Raw genomic sequence first — 16,051 nt, forward strand, 5'->3', positions numbered from 1 at the left:
GGTTAATCCCGATCTTCAGGCGACAGGCGACGGCGGCTAAAGATCCTCAAGCCACGCCACAGCATCAGCGCCAGAATGACCACCACCACGACCGCGATCACTGCAAGCCACACCGGATGGGTCGACAAGGCATGCCAGATGCGCTCCCACCACGGCAAGTGGCCGACATAATAAATGTCGCCCACGCGTAAGCTGTTTACGCCAGATTCACGAATCACCGCTACAGACCCAAACACGGCCGCACGCTTGCCGCTGTCCAACAAGGCGTTGTTCAGCAGATCGTAGCCACGCGGGCTGTCAGCCAGTAACGCGACTATGCTGCGTTGATCGTTAAACGGTGATTGCACCCCGATAATCGCCGACATCGCCCCTTCCGAACTGATGGTGGTTTTGCTGTCCGGCTTGGTGTCCTCCGCCAGTACGTCCATCGTCGGTAACGGCAACTGGCGTGTGGGCTGCTTCACCCAGCTTTGGGTGGCATCCACGAGCAGGCTGATTTTTTTGTCGTCCCGCAGCTCTGGTGGAATGGTGCCGATCATCAGAATATCGGCATCCCGATCCTTCGCCTGGGACCAATCGTCACTCACCGTCACCGCCAGGGTCGGATAACCGGTCTGTGCACCAATAACCCCCAGTGCGTTCAGCAACGCGCTGACCTGTGGCGGCTGCGGCTGCTTGTTCACCAAGACCAGCGTCTGCGACAAATCAGCTAAACGGCTGAAAGGGAAACCGGCATTCGCGAAGGCTCGTAGATCCGGCATCGCCATAAAGTGGCGGTAACCGGAGAAATCGATCGTTGATGCACCATCGATTACCGCATGGTTAGCGGTAAAGGAGTAAGTTTCACAACGCCCTTCCGCCCCGCTGGCCAGCAGCGTGGTGTAGTCGAAGTCGAAACGCAGTTGGTTAGTCGCGCCCAGCCGCAGCGCCGGAATATTGACGTTTTTGTCCGAGTCGATCAGCCCTTGGGTCAGTGGCAAACGCAGCAACTGGGTACCCTGCTCGTGTTCAGGGACCAAAGAGTACGCCTGCACAAACTGGTTATTTAGGCTGACACTCAGACGCGAACCATCCTGAATACGGGGTGCGGTGTAGCGGTACTTCAAATGCATATCAATGCCGGTACTGCGAATCAGGAACAGGTCCGGCGGCAAGTTCATGGTTAGCGAGATCGGACCCGGTTCGATGCCACTGGTCTGCAGTTGTTCCGCATACTGCTGCAGCTCGGCAAAAGTCATAGGGCGATCGGTACGTACCCAGTTAGGTGCATCGTAAGGTTGACGGGGTGCCAATTGTTCGACTTTATCGACCGTGACGTTCTGCCCACGGAACAGAATGTTGCCCTGTGCAATACCTTTCACCGCAGTGATCAAATCGTTGTCATCACGCCCCTGCACCAGCAGCAGTTTGATGTACGGGTTGTCTGGATGGCTGATCATTTCCACCGTAGGGCCATTGACCGGCGGATAATCGCGCAAGAAGTCCGGGCGTTGCTTATTGGTGGCAAAGACGATGGCATGCTGTTTCGGCAGCTGGTTATAGAGCACCGGGAACGATTGGCCACGCCACTGGGCTTTGCTGCCAAACCACGACGCCAGAATGCCCGCAGCACGTTGTTGGGTAACATCAGGCTGACCCGCAAACACCACTGGCAACGTCAACGGCCGATTGTCGCGGCTATCGAAGAAGGGTTCAGGGAAATGCGATAACTCGTTTTTCACCGGCAAGGTCTGGTAACGCAAGTTCAGTGAGCTGGATTTACTGATTTCAAGCCACAGCGTTGTACTGGCCGGGTTTTCACAAATATTCTGATAATGTCCGACGAAAACTAACCTTACACGGTTAAAATCGGTGATATAGCGGGGATCAATCGCCATCTGGATGCGATTCGGCTTGCCGAGTTGCTCTTTGGCAATGGTCGTCACGCCCATCAGTTCATCGTTGAGGTACACCTTGACGTGCGATTCCACCGGAATCAACGAAGGCGACGGGGTGAACTCCAAATCGAGCATCGCCTGCGACACCACTTCATCGCTGCGCACACCAAATTCAACCTGACCATCAGGCCGAGTACCACGCAGGGTAAAGGTTCCGGGCGGTGGGGCAATAGTGGCAAACGGCAGTTGTACGTCACGTACCGGTGCATTCGGATCCTGCGGTGCACCCGCGCCCATCGGTGTCGTCACCGACGCGTCGACGGGCACCGTCACCGGCGGTTGTGCCGCAACGGTCGGTGCGGTGGCAGTTTCAGCCTGAGACAAGGTGCTGATGCCTAAGGCCAGGGCGGTAAACCAGGTTATTTTTCTCGTCATCGTATCATCATCAATGTTAGAGCCTGATCACCAGGCAAGTGAACGGGCGATTTGCCTATACCACTGTCTCTTTTTGGCTGAAGATCGGAGCCCTACCGACACCGTGCGGGATAAATGACACTATCCACGCAATCAACGTCGTGAACCCGACCAGCAGGCGGCGCACCATCGGCGGTGCGTAATCCGCCATACGTACGTAACCCCGGAAGCCCAACGCCAGAACGTCGCGCAGGCTTTCGATCGGTTTATCTTCAGGGAACCCGTCCTGCCACAGCGCCCAGGTATCGGCACGGGCAAAGGTACACTGAATAAAATCAATATGTTCGCGGGTGCTTAGGTTAACCATGCGGACCCCGACCTTGCTGCCGAAGGCGCGGGTCACAACACATGGGAAACTGTATTCTTGCTGGCCACGCTTGAGTAACAGCGACACCTTGTCACCGTCTTTCAGCACATCCGCGACGCGCATCTCAATCCCTACACCACCGTCGGAATAATCGCGTAACGTGCAGGGGAACAGGTGCCCATCGGCCCGCGCGATCGCGGCCGGCATGGCAATCTCCACCCTATGTGCTTGGCGTACCTGCTTGGCCTCGACCGCCACCGCCACCGCACCCCCGAGTATCGTCATGTTGTACAGCACCCATACCAGGCTGATGATCACCGTCATGACCTCGTCCGCCGGGCCGTAACCCAAGCGCCAAATACCGAAAGCCAACCCGGCCAGATTTAATATCACCAGGAACATGTAGGGCCGGGTGATCACCCAGTCGACATGTTCTTCCTCCACCAATCCGCCTTTCGCTGTAACGTTGAATTTCCCTTTGTGCGGATTGAACAACGCCACCGTGGTCGGTCGGGCGATATACCAAGCCAATACCGTTTCGTAGATCTCACTCCAGAAGGAGTGGCGGTATTTCCCTTGAATACGTGAGTTAGTCAGGCTGGCGTGGATCATATGCGGCAACACATACAACGCGATCGCCAGCGCCGGGGCAAAGATGATATAGGCGTGCAGTAACAGGAAGGCCAAAGGCGCGGTAAGGAAAATCAGTCGAGGAATGCCGGACAAGAAGTGCAACATGGCGTTGGCATAGCACAGGCGCTGCGCCAGCTTCAGCCCTTTGCCGAGCAGGGGGTTATCCAGCCGGAAGATTTGCACCATTCCACGCGCCCAACGAATACGCTGGCCAATGTGTGCCGACAGACTTTCTGTCGCCAACCCCGCCGCCTGCGGAATGCGGATATAGGCCGAAGTGTGTCCGCGGCGATGCAAACGCAGTGACGTGTGGGCGTCTTCAGTGACGGTTTCCACCGCAATACCGCCGATTTCATCCAGCGCACTCCGGCGCAAAATGGCACAAGAGCCGCAGAAGAACGTCGCGTCCCACATATCGTTGCCGTCTTGGACCAAGCCATAGAACAGCGTGCCTTCATTAGGTGTTTGACGAAAACGCCCGAGGTTACGTTCAAACGGATCCGGCGAGAAGAAATGATGCGGAGTCTGCAGCATCGCCAGTTTCTTGTCTTTGAAGAACCACCCCATTGTCAGTTGCAGGAACGAGCGTGTCGGCACGTGGTCACAGTCAAAAATCGCCACAAACTCGCCGGTTGCCTGCTTTAACGCGTTATTGATATTACCGGCCTTGGCGTGTTCATGGGTGGGTCTGGCGATATACTTCACGCCCACCTCTTCGGCAAACGCCTTAAACTCTGGCCGGTTGCCGTCATCGAGGATGTAGATAGTGACTTTCTCTTTCGGCCAATCGATGCCCAGCGCAGCGTAAATGGTGGGTTTCACCACCCCGAGATCTTCGTTATAGGTGGGCACCAGCAGATCGATTGTTGGCCAGGTTGCGCTATCTGCGGGCATAGGCACCGGCTGACGGTTGAGCGGCCAGACCGTCTGAAAATAGCCCAATACCAGCACCACCCAGGCATAGGTTTCCGCCACCAGCAGCAGCAAACCGCAGGTCAGACTGAGCGGGTCGTCCCAGTTCAGCGTGGCGGTATAGCGCCACCATAAATAGCGGCAAGAGACAGTCAGCGACAGCACAATCAGCATCAGCCCAGGCAAACGCCCCGGCACCCGGCGCACCACCATGGCAATCGCCCACAGCAGCAGCACAAACACAAACTGCGCCGGCAGGTCGAACGGCTGCGAAATGCACAAAATAGCGAGGGCCGCCGCCAAGACGCCGACAATGATAAAGAGTACGCGGCGCAAGCGCCGGTTCATCCGACCCAAACGTGCCACCGAGCGCTGCTCCAACCCGGCGCTTTCTAACCGTTGTGGGATAGTTTTCAACCAATGAGCATAGCGTAGCTGCAAGCGCTGCCAACCGGCGAAACGAGTGTGTTCTCTCGGCGCGCGCTCAGTGCGGAATACCAGCAACCACAGGCCTTGTACCAGATAACGCAACGCATCCGCCGGGCGTGGGCGGTTAGGCGACAGATGCGGGAACCAATAGGTCCGTCCTGCCCGTAAACGCTGCCAACCGGGGGATTCCAAACGCAGAAAAATCCAGCTCAACGCCACCAGTAACGTGGTGAAAAAAGCGGTAAACGCCGATGCTCCATGACGGCGGTAGGCACGATAACGCGCCTGTACCGCATGGTGAACAGGCGGTACCAATAGCAGGCTCATCACCCGGCTCATGGCGCCTTATCCTTCAGGTTGATCAAACACCAGTTAGCCAGCGTCAGTACCTCATCGGCAGCCAGGCTTTCCGGGCGATACTCGCCCAATGGCTGCTTCACGGCCATGGCTTCAGCCATCGCCTCATCGCGGTGAAGCACCACCGGCAACAGGCCGCCCAAGGTTTGCAACCACAGTTGGTGCAAATCCTGCTGCAGCTGACTGCCGGCAACGTAGTGATTAATCAGGAAATGGCAGCCGTCCGGCAATGCCTGCTGATGCAGACGCACCTGACAGTTGGCGTCTGGGGCAATCAGCATAAAGACACAATCTGCCAGCGGCAGCGCCTGCCGTGACAGCGCCTCATCATCGGCTGGCAGATCCAACAAGATCCAGTTGTACTGAGCACCGGCAGTTAGCTGTGCCAGATTGTCCTGCCAGCGGGTGGGGCGTTGCCGACACGATTGTTGTACATTCAACCGTTCCGTTAGGGTGAGTTGGCCAAAGGGCAAAAAATCGAGGTTTTCGCAGTAGTGCATCGCGCCCTGCCGCCAATCCCCACCATCCTGCTCGGCACGTGCCCAACCGCGCGGCAGCTCAAACGGCATATTAAACTGCAGGCGCAGCAGGTTGTCCGGCGCAAAATCTATCGCCAATACCGACTCGCCCAACTGTTGTAATGCCCAAGCGAGCGCTGCGGTGACCGACGTCGTCCCCATGCCGCCTCGCAAACCCTGCAGTGCAATCACTGGCATAAACTAGCGGCTCCCCGTTGTTTGCACTAATTCAGCAAGCAAGGGCCAGCGCGTCATCATTTGCGTTAAACGCTCCTGACGCGAAATATCAACATAACTTAATTTTGGTAAAGAAAAGGCGCGGCTGAGAGCCAGCAGATCATCCTGAGTTTCCGGCGGTGCCACTGCATGAAAGCGCGTTAATTGATTATTCATTCTTCCGCCTTTAAAAAATAGGCTAATGTTAATTAACTATAGCAACGTAAAAAAAAAGACATGGCCAATAAGATGATTCCTAACAGATATTATTACACAGTTTGTTAGATTTGTTATTATTATCCCAACGACACTATAACTGAATAGCGACACTCAGTTAGCCACTGACGACACTTTCAACGAAAGTAGAAACATATCCTATGGCGCAATCTTTCTCGTTAGGTATTCGGCAGATTTGGGAAGAACTGTCTGTTATGCAGGCCCCGGGGTTTTATTGGGTGAATGTCGATCGTCAAACCGACGCCAGTTTGCTCTGCCAACAAATCTTAGCCGCCCAGGCTGCAACCAGCCAGGTGGCATTGATTTGCAGCGGAGACAAACCCGACGGGCTTTTGGCTGAGCTGGCCTCCCCCGCCCTGAAAAAAATTCCGCTGTACCAATTACCAGAAAAAAAAGCCGCGCTGACGCATTTCAGCGACGACCTGATGCGCGCCTTAAAACCGCAAAATCGCTTATTAATCCTGTTGGCCCATGCCAGCTTGTGGCAAACCTTCACCAGCGAAGAGTTGCGCAGCTGGACGCGCGCCACCGCCATTTGGCTGCGGCAGCAGGGCTGCACGCTGCTCATCCTCAGCCACGGCGGGGGCGTCAACAAGCTCAAAGGGCAGCTCAGCGCACAACACCGTATTCTCAACGGCCTGTCCAACCTGCAGTGGCAACAAGATAGCGCACAGTATCTGGTGAATTGGTGGAGTACCGAAAACGGCATCAATGCCAACCAACTGCTGACTCTCTATGCCGGTGAACACGGCTGGCAGGGCGATGATGACAGCAACAAACCTTCACCAACCTCTATCCGCAGCGATGAGGGCCGTTATCTTGCTCAGCAGAGTATCCTTGAAGGTGCGCCCCCACTCTCCGCCAACTGGCAACTGCTGGAAAGCAACGCCCTGCTGGCACAACACGGCATGCTGACCCTCTCGGCCACACTGATCTTTGCGCTCTACCAGAGTGATGAAATCGATGCGCTCGCGCATCAAATTCACAGCCTGCGCCGTCAACGAGGCAACGGCTTGAAAATTGTGGTGCGCGAGATGAGTGCCAGCCTGCGTTACAGCGACGAGCGCCTGCTGCTGGCCTGTGGTGCAAACCTGATTGTGCCGCACGTGGCGCCGCTGTCGCGCTTTTTAACCATGCTTGAAGGTATCCAGGGTCAACGCTTTTCTCGCCACGTTCCGGCAGATATTGATGCCCTGTTGGCCGGTTTGCGCCCATTGCAACTGAAAGGCTATATGCGGCCAAATGACTTTAGCCAAGCGGTGGTTTCGCTGATGGGTAACACGTTACTGCCAGAAGACGGCAAAGGCGTGATGGTTGCACTCCGTCCGGCACCAGGGCTACGCGCCGAACAGGCGATGACCCTCTGTCATCTGCGCCGTTTCGGTGACGTCATGACGGTGGTACAGGGCCGGCTGGTGCTGTTTCTCTCCACCTGTCGGATTAACGATCTGGATACTGCGATGAAGTTTATCTTCCGGCTGCCGGTGGACGAGGCGTTCAGTAATCGGGTCGTGTGGCATCAGGATGTAGATATTCTTTCAGAAATCAAACGGATGGCGCACAACGCCACTATACCGTTAGCCACCATGGCCGCACCTGCAACGCCGCGCCACGCTACCGCTGCCGCAGACAGCCCACAGGAGCGTCGTCAACCGGTGCCCTTCACGTTGGCTAGCGATACACAGGAGAATAAACATGTTGAATCTTAACGATATTATTCAGTTGATTATTCTGTGTGCGATCGTTTTTATTCCGCTGGGTTATGCCTTTCACCGGCGCTTCCCTCACTGGCGTCAATACTGGCAAAACCTGTTGTTATCACCGCGCTATTTAAAATCCGTCGGGTTATGGGTGCGCGAAGGTTCTTCATCTCAGATTAAGCGTAAGAAACAGCCATGAAGCCAACAAACAACCCGCTTTCCGATAATTCCCTGTGGCGCTACTGGCGTGGGCTGGGCGGCTGGAACTACTACTTTCTGGCCAAGTTTGGCCTGCTGTGGTTCGGTTACCTGAACTTCCATGCGCTACCGAATCTGGTGTTCATGGCATTCCTGCTGATGCCGATACCGGCGCTTCGCCTGCACCGCTGGCGTCATTACATTGCCATCCCGATAGGCATCGCGCTGTTCTACCACGATACCTGGCTCCCCGGCATCAACAGCATTATGAGTCAGGGTTCGCAGTTGACCGGCTTCAGTGCCCAATATCTGCTAGAACTGACAAACCGCTTTATCAACTGGCAGATGGTCGGCGCCGCCTTTGTGATGCTGATTGCCTATCTGTTCCTGGCCCAATGGGTGCGCGTCACCGTATTCACTGTCGCTGCACTGGTGTGGCTCAACCTGGTTAACATCGCCGGGCCGGCAGTATCGCTGCTGCCAACCAGCGTCACCACCGCGTCCACCAACAGCACACCGGCGACGACAACCCCGGCGGCCGGGGAAAATAACGCACCGGCAGACAGTGCGCCGCCAACCAGCGCGAATCTGACGGCCTACCTGAACCAGTTCTACGACAAGGAAAAAGCCCGCGCCACCGCGTTCCCGGCGACCTTGCCTGCCGATGCCCAACCGTTTGACCTGTTGGTCATCAATATCTGTTCGCTGGCCTGGGCCGATATGGATGCGGTGAATCTGCAAAACCATCCGCTGTGGTCGAAGATGGACATCATGTTCGACAACTTCAACTCCGCGACCGCCTACAGCGGCCCGGCCGCGATACGCCTGCTGCGCGCCAGTTGCGGACAGCTCTCGCACCACGACCTGTATCAGCCGGTCAATCAGCAATGTTATCTATTTGATAATCTTGCCAAACTGGGCTTTAAAGAACAGCTGATGCTGGATCACTCCGGCGTGTTTGGTAACTTCCTGAAAGAACTGCGTGAGCAGGGTGATATGCAGGCACCCTTGATGTCACAGGCCGGTATCAGCAATGAGCTCGCCTCATTCGACGGTGAACCGATATACAACGATCTGGAGCTGCTCAATCGCTGGTTGGATCAGCAGCAAAAAGCCGGTGACGCTCGCACTGCCACCTTCTTCAACATCATTCCATTGCATGATGGCAACCGCTTCGTTGGCGCTAACAAGAGTGCAGACTATCAGCCACGCGCGCAAAAGCTGTTTGATCAGCTAAACACTTTCCTTGAACAGCTGGAGAAATCCGGTCGCAAAGTGATGGTGGTGATTGTGCCGGAACACGGCGCAGCGCTGGTCGGAGACAAGATGCAGATGTCCGGCTTGCGTGATATCCCAAGCCCGAACATTACCCACACGCCCGTGGGTATCAAGCTGGTTGGGATGAAAGCCCCACATCAGGGGAGCCCTCTAGAGATCAAAACACCAAGCAGCTATTTGGCTCTGTCAGAGCTGGTCTCTCGTTTGGTCGACGGCAAAGCATTCACGGCACCGAGTGTGGACTGGCAGGCGCTGACGCAAAACTTGCCGCAGACTGCGGTTATTTCGGAGAATGACAACGCTATTGTGATGCAATACCAAGGCAAGCCGTATATCCGGTTGAACGGCGGCGATTGGGTGCCTTATCCACAGTGACTCAATGCAAGACACTCAGGCACGCCTTCGGGCGTGCTTTTTTTATAGGGGTATTAATTCAGGGAGGAACAATGAGTAGCCTCACATTAACATCGGGCATTTTCTTTCATCCCTGACAAACAAAAAACACGAAAAGAAATCGCACTCTCTCGTTAATTATGACCCTGCGAAGATTCCTAATAGTGGCAATTATTCGTAAGGAAATCGTTAAGGGAAATAAGCGAAATTAATAAAGATAAAATATCCAATCAATAATCTAATTCATCGACTGACTCCCTAAATAAAAAAATGCCGGCATAAATGCCGGCATTTAAATGAATGCTCAGTAATAACAATACTATGCCGCAGGATTTTCATCCTGATCGACCGCAAAGCAGGCCACCATCTGTTCGCCGTATTGCTTCAACTGAGGTTGTAACTGGGTGCAGGGCCCAAACGCACGACGGCACCGGGCATTGAAAGCGCAACCTGGCGGCGGGTTCATCGGGCTAGGCAGCTCGCCGGTCAACTTGATGCGCTCGCGACGCATATCCGGGTTCAGACGCGGTGTCGCAGAGAGCAGCGCCTGGGTATACGGATGTCGTGGGTTGTTGAAAATGGCGTCTTTACTGCCTTTCTCCACGCAACGACCGAGATACATCACCATGACTTCGTCGGCAATGTGTTCCACCACCGATAAATCATGTGAGATGAACACATAGGACAGCCCCAGATCCTGTTGCAGGTCCATCATCAGGTTCAGCACCTGCGCACGCACCGACACATCCAGAGCGGAAACAGGTTCATCGGCAATTACCACGTCAGGGTTAAGCATCAACCCGCGCGCGATTGCAATACGCTGCCGTTGACCGCCAGAAAACATGTGTGGATAGCGATCGTAATGCTCGGTTTTCAGTCCAACCTTGGCCATCATTTCCAGCGCTTTCTCACGACGCTCCGCACTGCTCAGCCCGGTATTGATCTGCAACGGCTCCTCGAGGATCTGCCCAACCTTTTTGCGCGGGTTGAGCGATCCATAAGGATTCTGGAACACGATCTGGATCTTCTGTCGGCGCAGTTTCTCGGCGGTCACATCCGGCTTCAGCAAATCCTGCCCCTGGTAGTACAGCTCACCACCCGTCGGCACTTCAATCATCGTCAGCAGGCGTCCCAGGGTCGATTTGCCGCACCCGGACTCACCCACCACTGCCAGCGTTTTTCCACGCTCAAGCGTGAAAGAGACACCGTCCAGCGCTTTAACCAGCCTTTCCGGGGCAAATATCCCCTTCTTGACCGGGTAGTGTTTCTTCAGGTCAATCGCCTGCAATAAGGGTTGGTTCTGGCTCATACGGTCGGCCTCCCCGCATCATCCAGCGGTGTGTGACATTTAACCTGGCGGCCGGGAATGCTACGCAATTCCGGCTCCTCAGTGCGGCAACGCTCAGTGGCATAGGGGCAACGTGGGTTGAGCAAACAGCCGCTTGGACGGTCATATTTACCCGGCACCACACCCGGCAACGAAGCCAGACGCGCCTTGTCGGCAGCGAATTCCGGCAGCGCACGCAACAGCGCTTGAGTGTAAGGATGACGCGGCGCGCGGAAGATTTCTGCCGCCTTACCGGACTCCACCACCTGACCGGCATACATCACGATAATGTGATGCGCGGCCTCGGACACCAGCGCCAAATCATGGGTGATCAGCAACAGCGCCATATTTTCACGCTGCTGCAACTCCAGCAGCAGTTCGATAATTTGCGCCTGAATGGTCACGTCGAGTGCCGTGGTCGGCTCATCGGCAATCAGCAATTTCGGCCGACAGGCAATCGCCATGGCGATCATCACGCGTTGGCTCATACCACCAGAAAGCTGATGCGGGTACACGTCCAAGCGCGAGGCCGGATCGGGGATGCCCACCTGCGTGAGCAGATCAATAGCCCGTTGGCGACGGGTACGACGATTGCCGCCCTGATGCACCTTCAGCGCTTCCATAATCTGGAAGCCGACGGTGTAACACGGGTTAAGGCTGGTCATCGGATCCTGGAAAATCATCGCCACTTCCGAGCCCACCAGTTGGCGGCGCTCTTTTTCGGAAATTTTGCGCAGATCTTGGCCGTTAAACTCCAGCTTTTCGGCCATGACCTTACCGGGGAAATCGATCAGCCCCATAATCGCCAGCGAACTGACCGACTTGCCGGAGCCGGATTCACCGACAATACCTACCACCTGACCCTGCTCCACGCTATAACTGATACGGTCTACTGCACGGAAGGGAGTGCCTTCGTCACCGAAGTGCACCGAAAGCTTGTCTACATTTAATAACGCCATCTCTCTCGTCCTCTGTTACTGCTTGAGTTTGGGGTCGAGAGCGTCACGCAAACCGTCCCCCATCAGGTTAAATGCAAGCACCGTCAGCAGAATCGCCACACCGGGGAAGGTCACCACCCACCAGGCGCTTTGGGCAAACTGCAGCACGTCGGAGAGCATGGTGCCCCACTCCGGCGTTGGCGGTTGCGCACCCATACCCAGAAAGCCGAGAGCGGCCATATCCAGAATGGCGTTTGAGAAACCAAGAGAAGCCTGAACGATCAGCGGTGCCAGGCAGTTTGGCAAGATATTGATAAACATTTGGCGCAGCGCACCGGCCCCCGCCACCCGCGAAGCGGTGACGTAGTCGCGGTTCACTTCCACCAGCACCGCCGCCCGTGTCAGTCGTACGTAATGCGGCAAGGCGACGAAGGTTAACGCCAGCGAAGCATTGACGATCGACGGGCCGAAAATCGCTACCAGCACCAACGCCAGCAGCAGGCTCGGCAACGCCAACATGATGTCGACGATACGCATGATGATAGCATCCACCACGCCGCCGAAATAACCGGCCAGCAGGCCCAACACCACGCCCATGATCAGCGAAAGCACCACCACCAGACAGCCGACCAGCAGCGACAGTCGTGCGCCGTACATCAGGCGTGACAGCACATCGCGGCCCACATCATCGGTACCAAGAAGATATTGCCAGCTGCCGCCTTCCTGCCAGACCGGGGGCTTAAGCAACGCATCACGGAACTGATCCGCCGGTGCATGCGGTGCCAATACCCCGGCGCCAATGGCAATCACGAACATCAAAATGATGTAAACCAGGCCAACGACGGCCCCTTTATTGCGCTTGAAATAGTGCCAGAACTCCTGAAACGGGCTCATTGGCTTCGGCGCACCTTTAACTACAGACTCAGTGATTTGAGACATCAGAGCGCCCCTTATTTCTTGTGGCGAATACGCGGGTTGACCACGCCGTAGAGCACATCTACCAGCAGGTTAACCAGAATAATCATACAGGCGACCAGCAATACGCCGCCCTGAACGACCGGATAGTCGCGACGTTGCAGCGCATCCATCAGCCAACGCCCCAGCCCCGGCCAGGAGAAGATGGTCTCCGTCAGAATCGCACCGGCGAGCATCGTACCGACCTGCAGACCGATCACCGTCACTACCGGCAACAAGGCATTACGGAGCGCATGCACCACAATCACTCGCATGCGGCTCACACCTTTCGCACGCGCGGTACGGATGTAGTCTTCGCCGAGCACTTCCAGCATTGAGGAGCGGGTCATACGCACGATAACGGCCAGAGGAATGGTACCCAATACGATAGCCGGCAGAATCATGTGCATCACAGCATCAATGAAGTCGCCAGGCTGGCCCCAGATCAGGGTGTCGATCAGCATAAAACCGGTTAACGGCAAGGTATCGTCCAGGAACACCGTGTCGCTGACCCGTCCCGAGACCGGCGTCAGGTTTAACTGCACCGACACCAGCATGATCAGCATCATGCCCCACCAGAAAATCGGCATCGAATAGCCGGTCAGTGAAATGCCCACTGCGGTATGATCGAATATCGAGCCTCGCCTGACCGCCGCCAGTACCCCCACCGGGATCCCGACCAGCACGGCGAAAAGCATCGCGCAGACGCCGAGTTCCAACGTCGCTTTAAAACGCGGGACAAACTCTTCCCATACGGAAATACGGCTTTTGAGGGACGTACCCAGGTCACCATGCAATACGTTGGATACGTAAGTGAAATACTGTTGATAGAGCGGTTTATCCAGCCCCATTTCCGCCATCAGCTGTGCATGGCGTTCTGCGGAGATCCCGCGTTCCCCGGCCATGATGGTCACCGGGTCACCCGGGATCATATGGACGAATGCAAAAGTCAGCAAAGTGATGCCGATAAACGTTGGGATAACTAACCCCAAACGTCGGAGTATGAACTGCAACATATCCCGAACTCTCTGTATCAATGCCCGGCAGCTCATCGTCCGCCAGGCTTATTAAAGCTCACACACTTTGAAAAACCCTGATGCCGTACGCCGGAGACTGCTCAGCAGGAGCGCAACCTGTTGCGCCCCTGCCAAGTCCATTCGTGTGTCGCCGACTGAACGGTCAGAATTAATCTAGAGAGACATTCTCAAAGTGATGCTTACCAAGCGGATCCACGACGTAGCCCTTCACTTCCTTACGCACTGGCTCGTACACGGTGGAGTGGGCGACAATCAGTGCCGGAGCCTGATCGTGCATCACTACCTGAGCTTGCTTGTAAAGTTCTACACGTTTTTCGTGGTTCGATTCGGCGCGCGCCGGTTGGATCAGATCTTCAAACGGCTTGTAGCACCAGCGAGAATAGTTGGAGCCGTCCTTCGCTGCGGCACAGCTAAACAGCGTGGCGAAGAAGTTGTCCGGATCCCCATTGTCGCCGGTCCAGCCCATCATCACCGTCTGATGTTCGCCCGCTTTAGCGCGCTTGAGGTATTCACCCCACTCATAGGTCACGATTTTGGCTTTCACGCCGATTTTCGCCCAGTCGTTCTGGATCATTTCTGCCATGCGACGTGCGTTCGGGTTGTACGGACGTTGTACCGGCATCGCCCACAGATCGATGGAGAAACCGTCTGCCATGCCCGCTTCTTTCAACAGCTCTTTGGCCTTGACCGGATCGTAGGTGTAATCTTTCACCGCGTCGTTATAGCCCCACATGGTCGGTGGGATCAGGTTTTTAGCCGCCTGGCCTGCACCCTGATACACCGCATCGATGATCGCCTGCTTGTTGACGGCCAGGGTCAGCGCCTGACGCACTTTCAGGTTATCCAGCGGTTTTTTCTCAACGTTGAACGACAGGTAGCCCACGTTCAGCCCCGGTTGTTCCATCAGGTTGATGGTTTTGTCCTGCTTCATGCGTGCGATATCCGCCGGATTCGGGAACGGCATGACCTGGCATTCGTTTTTCTGCAGCTTGGCGTAACGCACTGAAGCGTCAGGCGTGATGGAGAACACTAAACGATCGATTTTCGGCTTGGTGCCCCAGAAACCGTCGAAGGCCTTATACAGAATTTTGGAGTCTTTCTGGTATTGCAGCAGTTGGAACGGACCGGTGCCGATAGGATTCAGGTCGACTTTCTCTGGCGTGCCGGCCTTCATCATCACATCGGCGTATTCGGCAGACAGAATGGAAGCGAAGTCCATGCCCAGATCAGCCAGGAACGGCGCTTCCGGACGGTTCAGCACGAAGCGCACGGTGGAATCATCCACTTTTTCGATTTTGGCGATCAGCTTCGGCATGTCCATGCCTTCAAAGTACTCATAGCTGCCGCCGGAGACTTTGTGATAGGCATTATTCGCGTCCAACTGGCGTTCGAAGGAGAACACCACGTCGTCGGCGTTGAAGTCACGGGTCGGCTTGAAGTCTTTGCTGCTCTGCCACTTCACGCCTTTACGCAGGTGGAAGGTGTAGACTTTGCCGTCTTCGCTAACGTCCCATTTTTCAGCCAGGCCCGGCTGCAGTTCGGTGGTACCGATTTTGAATTCGACCAGACGGTTGTAAATTGGCACCGAGCTGGCGTCATAGGTGGTACCCGAGGTGAACAACTGCGGGTTAAACCCTTCCGGGGAACCTTCAGAACAGTAAACCAACGTCTTGGCTTGCACGCTGGCCGCAACGGTCAGCGCAATCAGCCCGATACCGAATTTCAGAATCCCTGTTTTTCCCAAGGAACTTGTCATCGCGAGTGCTCCATTATGTGATGTGATGTGTGTATACCCTGCATCTTTCAAACTGCTGCGGCGTTGTCTGCGCTCTCTCACCCCAGTCAACTAAGCTCCCGGGGATTCATTCGATTGCCGCCTTGCTGCAGCTCGAAAGCTATTGGGTAATTACCGCCAGAGCCTGTATTTTTTATTGCGCGGCCTGTGCAGTCAGTGCCCGAAGGCTGGAAGGGATAATTGCTCGAGAGAGCCGGGTGGAACGTATCCCGGTGGGGGCGTCTGAGCGCGTGGAATTCACTCAAACAACTCTCGCTCTTACCCCTGAGGCTACCAAATTGCCAACTGTTTGGGGTGTCGTCAATATAACCAGTAGGGATTTACACAGACTGTGAGAAACAGCAAACAAACATAAAAAAAACCTTTCTTTAACAGTTACAGCATTAAAAATTATGCTATGCGGTTATTTTTAGTTCGATAGGCTACATGCCTGAAAGTTACTGGTGTTTAACTCCGATAAAAAACGGAAAA

General features: G+C 55.4%; 12 protein-coding genes. 3 read left to right on the forward strand and 9 right to left on the reverse strand.

What is annotated here, in order from left to right:
* Window positions 1–2 precede the first annotated feature (2 nt).
* From bcsB to bcsR, 4 genes are read right to left on the reverse strand one after another with little or no spacing between them, the layout of a single operon-like run.
* Entirely contained in the window at window positions 3–2,312 is a 2,310-nt protein-coding gene (bcsB, locus tag JOE25_RS18980) for a cellulose biosynthesis cyclic di-GMP-binding regulatory protein BcsB (protein ID WP_209637864.1), read from the reverse strand.
* Between the two features lie 55 nt (window positions 2,313–2,367).
* Window positions 2,368–4,971: a UDP-forming cellulose synthase catalytic subunit gene (bcsA, locus tag JOE25_RS18985; protein ID WP_209637866.1), complete on the reverse strand. Its 2,604-nt coding sequence runs from the start codon at window positions 4,969–4,971 to the stop codon at window positions 2,368–2,370.
* Complete coding sequence (gene bcsQ, locus JOE25_RS18990; protein ID WP_209637868.1) at window positions 4,968–5,705, reverse strand: cellulose biosynthesis protein BcsQ; 738 nt, start codon at window positions 5,703–5,705, stop codon at window positions 4,968–4,970. The genes bcsA and bcsQ overlap by 4 nt, the downstream gene beginning before the upstream one ends.
* 3 nt (window positions 5,706–5,708) lie before the next feature.
* Window positions 5,709–5,900 carry a cellulose biosynthesis protein BcsR gene (gene bcsR / locus JOE25_RS18995; RefSeq protein WP_209637870.1) on the reverse strand — a complete coding sequence of 64 codons (192 nt, stop codon included), beginning with the start codon at window positions 5,898–5,900 and terminating at the stop codon, window positions 5,709–5,711.
* A gap of 200 nt (window positions 5,901–6,100) precedes the next feature.
* On the opposite strand from bcsR, the gene bcsE reads away from it, so the two are divergent.
* Genes bcsE through bcsG form a run of 3 tightly spaced genes read left to right on the forward strand, consistent with a single transcriptional unit; the run spans window position 6,101 to window position 9,511 of the window.
* Window positions 6,101–7,669 (forward strand): cellulose biosynthesis protein BcsE, encoded by a 1,569-nt coding sequence (bcsE, locus tag JOE25_RS19000; RefSeq protein ID WP_209637871.1) that lies wholly within the window; start codon window positions 6,101–6,103, stop codon window positions 7,667–7,669.
* Window positions 7,656–7,859, forward strand: a complete 204-nt coding sequence (gene bcsF / locus JOE25_RS19005; RefSeq protein WP_209637873.1) for a cellulose biosynthesis protein BcsF — start codon at window positions 7,656–7,658, stop codon at window positions 7,857–7,859. Before bcsE ends, bcsF begins: the two co-directional genes overlap by 14 nt.
* Window positions 7,856–9,511, forward strand: coding sequence for a cellulose biosynthesis protein BcsG (gene bcsG, locus JOE25_RS19010; RefSeq protein ID WP_209637875.1), 1,656 nt, complete (start codon window positions 7,856–7,858; stop codon window positions 9,509–9,511). The genes bcsF and bcsG overlap by 4 nt, the downstream gene beginning before the upstream one ends.
* Before the next feature lie 337 nt (window positions 9,512–9,848).
* Here the strand turns inward: bcsG and dppF are convergent, their stop codons facing one another.
* The 5 genes from dppF to dppA form a co-directional block, all read right to left on the reverse strand.
* Window positions 9,849–10,838 carry a dipeptide ABC transporter ATP-binding subunit DppF gene (dppF, locus tag JOE25_RS19015; protein WP_209637877.1) on the reverse strand — a complete coding sequence of 330 codons (990 nt, stop codon included), beginning with the start codon at window positions 10,836–10,838 and terminating at the stop codon, window positions 9,849–9,851.
* Window positions 10,835–11,815 carry a dipeptide ABC transporter ATP-binding protein gene (dppD, locus tag JOE25_RS19020; protein ID WP_209637879.1) on the reverse strand — a complete coding sequence of 327 codons (981 nt, stop codon included), beginning with the start codon at window positions 11,813–11,815 and terminating at the stop codon, window positions 10,835–10,837. Before dppD ends, dppF begins: the two co-directional genes overlap by 4 nt.
* A 15-nt stretch (window positions 11,816–11,830) precedes the next feature.
* Window positions 11,831–12,733: a dipeptide ABC transporter permease DppC gene (gene dppC, locus JOE25_RS19025; RefSeq protein ID WP_209637881.1), complete on the reverse strand. Its 903-nt coding sequence runs from the start codon at window positions 12,731–12,733 to the stop codon at window positions 11,831–11,833.
* An 11-nt stretch (window positions 12,734–12,744) separates the two neighbouring features.
* On the reverse strand, window positions 12,745–13,764 hold the full coding sequence (gene dppB, locus JOE25_RS19030) for a dipeptide ABC transporter permease DppB (protein ID WP_209637883.1): 1,020 nt from the start codon (window positions 13,762–13,764) through the stop codon (window positions 12,745–12,747).
* A 169-nt stretch (window positions 13,765–13,933) separates the two neighbouring features.
* Complete coding sequence (gene dppA / locus JOE25_RS19035) at window positions 13,934–15,541, reverse strand: dipeptide ABC transporter periplasmic-binding protein DppA (protein WP_209637885.1); 1,608 nt, start codon at window positions 15,539–15,541, stop codon at window positions 13,934–13,936.
* Window positions 15,542–16,051: the final 510 nt, after the last annotated feature.

This window comes from Serratia sp. PL17 (genome assembly GCF_017832355.1).
GTDB lineage: Bacteria > Pseudomonadota > Gammaproteobacteria > Enterobacterales > Enterobacteriaceae > Serratia.

Coding starts and splice junctions, on each gene's coding strand:
- dppC (WP_209637881.1), bottom strand. CDS start 12,733: ATGTCTCAAATCACTGAGTCTGTAGTTAAAGGTGCGCCGAAGCCAATG.
- bcsE (WP_209637871.1), top strand. CDS start 6,101: ATGGCGCAATCTTTCTCGTTAGGTATTCGGCAGATTTGGGAAGAACTG.
- dppB (WP_209637883.1), bottom strand. CDS start 13,764: ATGTTGCAGTTCATACTCCGACGTTTGGGGTTAGTTATCCCAACGTTT.
- dppF (WP_209637877.1), bottom strand. CDS start 10,838: ATGAGCCAGAACCAACCCTTATTGCAGGCGATTGACCTGAAGAAACAC.
- bcsQ (WP_209637868.1), bottom strand. CDS start 5,705: ATGCCAGTGATTGCACTGCAGGGTTTGCGAGGCGGCATGGGGACGACG.
- dppD (WP_209637879.1), bottom strand. CDS start 11,815: ATGGCGTTATTAAATGTAGACAAGCTTTCGGTGCACTTCGGTGACGAA.
- bcsA (WP_209637866.1), bottom strand. CDS start 4,971: ATGAGCCGGGTGATGAGCCTGCTATTGGTACCGCCTGTTCACCATGCG.
- bcsB (WP_209637864.1), bottom strand. CDS start 2,312: ATGACGAGAAAAATAACCTGGTTTACCGCCCTGGCCTTAGGCATCAGC.
- dppA (WP_209637885.1), bottom strand. CDS start 15,541: ATGACAAGTTCCTTGGGAAAAACAGGGATTCTGAAATTCGGTATCGGG.
- bcsF (WP_209637873.1), top strand. CDS start 7,656: ATGTTGAATCTTAACGATATTATTCAGTTGATTATTCTGTGTGCGATC.
- bcsR (WP_209637870.1), bottom strand. CDS start 5,900: ATGAATAATCAATTAACGCGCTTTCATGCAGTGGCACCGCCGGAAACT.
- bcsG (WP_209637875.1), top strand. CDS start 7,856: ATGAAGCCAACAAACAACCCGCTTTCCGATAATTCCCTGTGGCGCTAC.